General features: G+C 33.0%; 7 protein-coding genes and 2 rRNA genes (2 of these 9 cut by a window edge). 3 read left to right on the forward strand and 6 right to left on the reverse strand.

Annotated features, from left to right (window positions below; translation table 11 throughout):
* Together ACW0JX_RS01585 and rrf are read left to right on the forward strand one after the other, a co-directional pair.
* A 23S ribosomal RNA gene (locus tag ACW0JX_RS01585) occupies window positions 1-127 on the forward strand (it extends 2,795 nt beyond the left edge of the window).
* Window positions 128-176: 49 nt separating this feature from the next.
* Window positions 177-292: ribosomal RNA gene (gene rrf / locus ACW0JX_RS01590) — 5S ribosomal RNA — on the forward strand.
* A 14-nt stretch (window positions 293-306) separates the two neighbouring features.
* Here the strand turns inward: rrf and ACW0JX_RS01595 are convergent.
* The 4 genes from ACW0JX_RS01595 to ACW0JX_RS01610 form a co-directional block, all read right to left on the reverse strand.
* On the reverse strand, window positions 307-1,383 hold the full coding sequence (locus tag ACW0JX_RS01595; protein WP_000690984.1) for a glycosyltransferase WbsX family protein: 1,077 nt from the start codon (window positions 1,381-1,383) through the stop codon (window positions 307-309).
* A gap of 232 nt (window positions 1,384-1,615) precedes the next feature.
* Window positions 1,616-2,488, reverse strand: a complete 873-nt coding sequence (locus ACW0JX_RS01600; protein ID WP_089170303.1) for a class I SAM-dependent methyltransferase — start codon at window positions 2,486-2,488, stop codon at window positions 1,616-1,618.
* Window positions 2,489-2,515: 27 nt separating this feature from the next.
* A complete protein-coding gene (locus ACW0JX_RS01605; RefSeq protein ID WP_000405128.1) occupies window positions 2,516-3,238 on the reverse strand; it encodes a class I SAM-dependent methyltransferase in 723 nt (240 codons plus the stop codon).
* 215 nt (window positions 3,239-3,453) lie between these two features.
* Complete coding sequence (locus tag ACW0JX_RS01610; RefSeq protein WP_089170304.1) at window positions 3,454-4,248, reverse strand: sulfotransferase family 2 domain-containing protein; 795 nt, start codon at window positions 4,246-4,248, stop codon at window positions 3,454-3,456.
* 293 nt (window positions 4,249-4,541) lie between these two features.
* Between ACW0JX_RS01610 and ACW0JX_RS01615 the strand changes: the two genes are divergently transcribed.
* Complete coding sequence (locus ACW0JX_RS01615) at window positions 4,542-5,486, forward strand: NAD-dependent epimerase/dehydratase family protein (RefSeq protein ID WP_053565456.1); 945 nt, start codon at window positions 4,542-4,544, stop codon at window positions 5,484-5,486.
* A 40-nt stretch (window positions 5,487-5,526) separates the two neighbouring features.
* On the opposite strand, the gene ACW0JX_RS01620 is transcribed toward ACW0JX_RS01615, so the two are convergent.
* Together ACW0JX_RS01620 and ACW0JX_RS01625 are read right to left on the reverse strand one after the other, a co-directional pair.
* Entirely contained in the window at window positions 5,527-6,303 is a 777-nt protein-coding gene (locus ACW0JX_RS01620) for a class I SAM-dependent methyltransferase (RefSeq protein ID WP_053565455.1), read from the reverse strand.
* A gap of 66 nt (window positions 6,304-6,369) precedes the next feature.
* Window positions 6,370-7,500, reverse strand: the 3' portion of a protein-coding gene (locus ACW0JX_RS01625; RefSeq protein ID WP_078994984.1) for a glycosyltransferase. The gene runs 801 nt beyond the window's last position; the window shows 1,131 of its 1,932 coding nt (coding positions 802-1,932); the start codon falls outside the window, past its right edge; the stop codon is at window positions 6,370-6,372.

A 7,500-nucleotide genomic window follows, 5' to 3' on the forward strand; every position in this document is an offset into this window, starting at 1 on the left:
TCAAGATGAGATTTCCCATAGCGTAAGCTAGTAAGATCCCTGAAAGATGATCAGGTTGATAGGTTCGAGGTGGAAGCATGGTGACATGTGGAGCTGACGAATACTAATAGATCGAGGACTTAACCATATAATATGTAGCAAATGTTATCTAGTTTTGAAGGAATATGCCTTCATAGTTTGGTGATGATGGCAGAGAGGTCACACCCGTTCCCATACCGAACACGGAAGTTAAGCTCTCTAGCGCCGATGGTAGTTGGGACCTTGTCCCTGTGAGAGTAGGACGTCGCCAAGCAACTTTAAGACGAGTCAGAATGACTCGTCTTTTTTGTATGCTTTCATACCTCTATCAATTGCATTTTTAACTCCTTCTAAATAAGAAAATCCATATTTTTTATCTGGTTCTAAGTAAGTTCCTTCCGCCCACTCATTCCATGCGTTAATAAATAAAAACTCGCTGTTATAAAAAGAGTAAGTACGATGAATTTGCTTGCTTAAATATATGGTGAACTTTTCAGGGGTAGAACCTACAAAGATGCTGCTATTTGCGTTTTTACGTCGTGCAGTATTATCCCAATCAACAAAAGCCCCAGGAAATGTTTTTTTCTTTGGGAGCGATCGTTGTAATATATACATCCATACTTTATCGTAGTCCCAAACATTCAATTGCATATCAGAATCATATATGACCTTATTTATGTCTGAAGAGCTATCATGGGCAATTGTATAGAAAGGTTCAAACTGAATGCTAGCATCGAATCCATTTATATTAGGTAGTGGAAAACTGTTTAATGTTTCAGCAAAGTATATGCCTTTTAAACCATTTTCTCGCGCTAATGCATTCCAGTAATTAAGCATTTTTTCACAATCAGGAATATGTCCTGGACGATAAATAATGAATAGAGGTTTATCATCTATATAAATATATCTCTCATCTTGGAAAGCCTGTAATAAATAATCAAAGTGTTCCTTCCAATCAGATATATCTCCGTAATCTTGAGGCATTAATATATGTTTATCGAGACCATCCCAAGATTTTGTCCATGGTTCATTTGCCCAAGAAAGACAAAAAGGGAAGTCAGGTTCCTTCATCTTTAGTACGTCATTAAAGGGTGTTTCTAATAGTCTTTTTCCCTTAAACCAATAATGATAATAACAAAAACCATATATACCGTATGCTTTAGCGATTTCTGCTTGCCACTTTCTTACGGAGGGGCTAGTTAAGTCATAATAAAAATCTTGATAAGGTTCCCTCGGTTGATAATGTCCTGAAAATAAAGGGCGTGCACTTTTAGTATTTGTCCATTCAGTAAATCCTTTCCCCCACCATCGATCATTTTCTTTAATTTGATGGAATTGTGGTAAGTAAAAAGCGATTATTTTCAAAGTATATCCCCCTCATGTTTTTCGTAGTTCAATTGTTGGGAAGGTATTCTTGATTTGGTGGAGCAATTTTAAAACAAGAGATATGTTAGCTGTTTACTGCTTTTTTTATGGTATGTATTGAATTTGTTTTTACAGCTTACTTAATAAGAGAGTATTAGGTAATTTGATATATAGCTGAAATAGAAAGTGCTTTTCTTCATGAAATTAAGTGTATTACGTTGAATAAAAGGAATTAAATTTTTTGAAGGACAAAGAGGGCTTGTGGTAATCGATTTACATCATCAAAAAAGTCTTGTAGCTTTAAATATTTCTCATAATGATTTTCAATATAAGTCCTAGGTATAACGGTTTCTCCGTAAAAACTACTATTTCTAATATCCCCTGCACCAGTAGCGCTGTGGACAAATTTTCCGTTTTCATAATCCGAGATAGCGCGATGTATATCTGGAAAAGCTTGAGATAAAGTTTTATGCCATCCTGTTTGAATTAATTCAGGATGTTCGTGGAATTGTTGACAAAAATCAAGAAAATAGCGCGCTTGTGTTGTTGCGATGAAAATTCCACCAGGGCGAAGAACTCTTGAAAATTCTTTTATCCAATTTTCAGCAGTTTCTTCGGATAAATGTGAGAATACAGAATAAGCGAATATGATATCTAATGAATTGTCACTAATAAATTCTACAGGGGGATGTGGACTTGCTGTTTTATATATCCCTCTTCCTAGTGTTTCATTACAAAGTGTGATCATCGCAGGATCCACATCAATGCCAAGTAAATTTTGATCAGAGGCATCTTTAAATAAGAAGCGTATAATTCTTCCCCATCCGCAGCCGAAGTCTAAAACTTTACTTTCTTTATTCACGGGAACACCTAAATTCTTGGCGTATTGTTTTATATAGCTATAAAACAAATATGCTTCATAAAGAGCATGTTCATAGGAAGCACCTACAAATTGTTTTTGAATTTCTTCAGGAGGAAACCTAGGTACGGGAACCCCATTTATCGTTGTTTGGGAACAACTTTGTATAAATAAATTTAGAAGTTCAACATCAGATAGTGAATTAACAAGATTATCAAAATCACTTCCTAACTTAAAGTTATGCATTTGTCAAACCTCCGAATTATATAGTGATTAAACCTTATTTTCTTGCTTTTTACTAATAAAAACATGTAAAAATTCAGCATCTAACCCGAGTGATCTATCCTTTTGTAAATAAACAATGGTATACATATTTGTGTGTGTATAAATATATTCAATCATATCCTGCCCCCAATCGAACGTTACTAAAGACCCATTCTCATCAATAGGGTTTCCATGATAAATGGGCTCTTCAATATATTCAATCACCTCTTTATTCAATCTTGCTCTTTGCACAGTTTTTGTGAGTGTATGATACCAAGGGACAGTAAATACATGAGCGCCGCCAGGTTTTAATACTCGTTCTATTTCTTTAAAGGCTTTGTTTGGCGTCATTACATGCTCAAAAACGTCTTGAGTAATGAATAAATCAAAAGATTCATTTTCAAAAGTCATGTCTTCTAAGTTCTCACATCTAATTCCTTGAAAGTATTGGCCAAGAGGATAGTTTTTAAAGTATTGAGAATATGTATAGTTTTTACAGTTTTTTAATAGTAGCTGAGTTGTAATTCCTCCAGGAGAGGATTCGTGGATACTATAGGAATCCCATTTTGGAAAAAATGTGTGTAAAGTATGGATTAAAGCTCGCTGCCTTGGGATAGAGTTACATGTAGAACATAAATAATGATCTCTAAGCCAATCATTATGCTCTATAAATGTAGCTTTCTTTTCGCAAATAACGCAGTACCCATTATTCTGTTTCAAATTGATTTCCACACGACATCACTCCTATGTTACATGCAATCTATTTATGGAAAGTATGATACACGTCAACAATCGGCGAAATCAAAGGGAATAGGTGAAAGTTAGGTATCTCTTAAAATAGCGATTAGGAAAAGGGAATAATCAGTTGAAGAGAACCCGACTCGAATTAAAGTTTCACTTTATGCTATGCGATGCATTAGCTTTTATTCATAGAAAAATGTATAGACTTAAAGTATCTCTCTCGTGTACGGGTACATTTCAAAGTCCTGTGCATATATTTCTGTAACTAAATCCATAGTTTCTTTATCATAAAAGCTTTCGTATGTTGGAAATCGTGGGAAGGCTTCATCTGTAATGCTAAGTTCTGCATAGCTCCCTGCATAAATCATCTTGTGGGCGCGATGATGATCTGAATTTGTAAGAAGTGCTAAATTAGATTTTATCAAATCGTACGTGTGTTCTAGTTTGGTGATTTGTGCATTAAAATCTTCTAAAGGAATATAACATTGGATGAAGTTTTCTTCACCGGGGACGTATTGTTGGCTAAAATGTATATCTATTGCTAGGGAATTGGAACCAAATGCCTGAACGTAATATAAAAATTGTTTAAATGATATTCCTTGATTACTATATTTATCATTATAAAAATAATGACGGATACTTTCCCATTGGGGGCTAGCGTATGGATTGTCAGCAAGTAATAGAAATGAGCTGACAGCCCTTGTATAGGGATTTCGCACAAGTTTACAAACATCCTTTTTACCTTCTAGAAGACCATTCTGTAACTCTGGTATGTAATTTATATTGTTCTTATACACCCAGAACTCATAGTAATGAATAAAGTCATTGTATTTCTTTGCTTCAGTAAATAATCCAATTTGAAAAAAGAACCAATTAGCTAATGCGGTGCATCCGCTTCTGTGACTCCAAAATAGTATAAGGGGAAAGTCTTTATGGTAATGCGGAATTCGGTCTTTATGTAGAATTACATGATTTAAAAGCTCTTGATTTATATTTTTCATGAGTTTCGCACTCCTTTTTTTGAGAACCTTGTGTATGTAGAAGTTTTTTTATGGGTTAAACAAGTGAGGATTGTTTATTAAATATATTCATGGGGATGAGTAAATATTATGAGTGTTTTTGCAGTCAATCTGAATAAGGAAGTTATTCCAAAATGAAAATAGAAAATAAAGATAATGAAAATTTATAACAAACATACAATGATAAGAAGATGAATAATCGAAATGATCCAGTTTATTTGTTTATATTTTTAGGTTTGACGATGAGAAAAATTTATTACTAGAGAGATGATATTATGAGGAAGAATAATTATTTAATAGTAGGTGGAAATAGTTTCATTGGTATCAACCTCGCATTGGGTTTATTGAAACAGGGGCAAAATGTAAAAGTATTTTCCAGGCATATAAATAATTTTCCTCAAAATATTATAAGTGAAGTTGAATTTATTAAAGGTGATTTAGAAAATGTTGAGGATATATATAAGGCTTTAGTGAATATAGATATTATTATTTATTTAGCTGCGACGTCTAACGTAGCAACTTCAATTGAAGATGTTTTCGGCGATATTAATAGCAGTTTATTTTTTCTTAATTTCATGGAAAGTGTTAAAGATTTTCGTATTAAAAAAATTATATTAGCTTCTTCAGGAGGCACAGTTTATGGTGAACCTGAATATTTGCCTATTGATGAGAAACATCCATTAAGACCACTTTCCCCGTATGGAATAACAAAAGTTTCGCTCGAGAATTATTTGTATTTTTATAAGAGAAAATATGGAATAGATTATGTTGTATGTAGATATTCTAATCCGTATGGAAAATACCAAAACCCCTTAAAAAAAGTTGGGGCGATAAATTGTTTTTTGTATCAGCATCTCAGTAATGAAAGGATTAATATATATGGGAATCCAGAGGAGATTATTAGAGATTATATTTATATCGATGATTTAGTTGAAATTACTATACAACTAGCACAATTAAATCAATTGAAATCTTGCGTATATAACATAGGGAGTGGCAAAGGTCTTTCTTTAAAACGAATTATAGTGGAACTAGAGAAAATAACAGAAAGAAAAGTGGATTTTATCTGTTATAAACAAAAACAAGAGAACGTTCAAAGAATCATTTTAAATATTGATAAGGTAAAACAAGAATTGAATTGGGAGCCTAAAATAGATTTTAAAAATGGGATTAGATTAAATAAACTATGGATTGAAGAGTTCTTATATAGTAAAAAATAATAAACCACACTCTACTTGTATATAAGCAGAGCGTGGTTTATTATTTTACTTCTTTTTCTATTACCCAAAGGTCTTGATGTTCCCACCAAAATCCTTCAGTATACTTTTTGATGATTGGGTTATGGGGCAGTAATTTAATTTTGTCACATACGTAAGAGGGACTAACTATCGTTTGTCCGTACTGATTAACATCTAAATCGAATTGTTCACTAGAAGAGAGAAACCAATAGCCATGTTCGTTTAAATTTGGAAACCCGAAATATTTTTTACTTTGATAGCCATGGGTTGTGAAAATGAATAAACCACCAGGTGAAACAGCGTTATACAATGTTTGCAGCCAACGAAACCAAGTTGTATCAGGCATATGAGAAAAAAAGGATAGACAAAAAACAATATCGTACGTAGAGGAGTCTAATTTTAACTGTTCGGGTTCAGGATGAGATAATATAGAAGGATTATTTAATTTGTTTTCAATAAAGGAAATGGCCTCTTCGTGTATATCGCAAGCGGTTATACTCAAATTCGCTTGTAGATTTAATAAATGACGTGTTACGCAGCCGTATCCAGATGCAAACTCTAACAATTTGATTGGATTGCCTGTAGGAGGATAAAGGGAAGTGATTAAGTCTAAGAGTATTTGTGCTGAGTTTTGCCCGTCTTTAAAATAGTAATCTATCGCTTCTTTTTTTGATGGGAAAACGGGATTAGTGACAATGAACTGAAAGATATGATCCTCAGGATGGATACTTGCATTTACATTGTAGCTGTGTGCGATTTGAGAAATTAAATCTTTATGTTCCTCTATAAAGTCTTTCAAAGAGTATTCCCCCTTAAATAATAATATCGCCTTACAAGAGATATTGATGGTAGAGAAAGCATACGTTTAAATCTTTAAATATGCTTTAAGATACTTTCTATATGTATACATTTTCATTTTAGAAATGTCATCGATAGTAAAGCTTTCTTTAATGAAATTTTGCATTTGCACAACTTCATTGTAATGGGAATATGAATCTTCTGTTCTTGTTACGCTATTTAAATGTCGTCTATGATAGTTTAGGGGGGCTGGATTGAAGTAAATATCTCCCTCTGTAAGAAGAGAAACATAGAAGAACCAGTCACCAGCTATTTTGAACTTTTCTAGCTGTTTTTCTGTTTTCTTCATATCTATATTTTTAAAAACTACACTCGAGACATTAGGTATAGTGTTTTTGATAAGTAAAGTATCTTGTATTTCATCGACGCCTTTTCGAAAATAGGGGGCTTTCCATTTTTCTTCATCGATATCATTTGTGTAATTTAAATAATGATTAGCCAATACATTTCCTTGTTCGTCTATTTGTTTTGATTGTGTGTAGCTTAAGGCAATATTGTTATTTATATAAAACCCCTGCATCACCTCTTGTAAAAATGTCTTATCGCATAAGTCATCGGCCTCTGCAATCCAAATATAATCACCAGTTGCTGCAGTGACGCCTTTTATCCATTGTTTAAATACAGAACCAGAGTTTGTATCATTAATAACCTGTTGAACCTTCAGATGGATCTTATTTTCTTTTGAGAGCAGTTCTTTAAATGTTGATACGCTATGATCAGTGGAGGCATCGTCTAAGAAAATTAGTTCGTAAAGAGGGTAGGTTTGGTTTAATATTGATTCGATTCGATCAGGTAAGTATTTTTCATAATTATAGTTTGGTATGATTACGCTTATCTTTTTGTAATTATGTTCGAGAAGATCTAGTAATTGATAAATGTAAGTAAGAAAATTGAAGTTTTTTTCGATAAGTTCTTGGCCAAAGCTTCCCTTTTGTAATCGTAATCCCTCATCATGAATAAATTCATATATTTTTTCTAGCATTTTGGGTAAATTTAAAAAGTCTACTAAGGCACCAGTTTTTTCTGTAACAACATCCTCAAAACCTCCAGCATTTTTAAACCCTATAACAGGAAGTTTTGCATCTAATGCTTCTAAAACAACATTTGGAAAAGGATCTTCCCTTGAAGTTAATAAGTA

This window comes from Bacillus sp. C-3-6, from assembly GCF_054509685.1.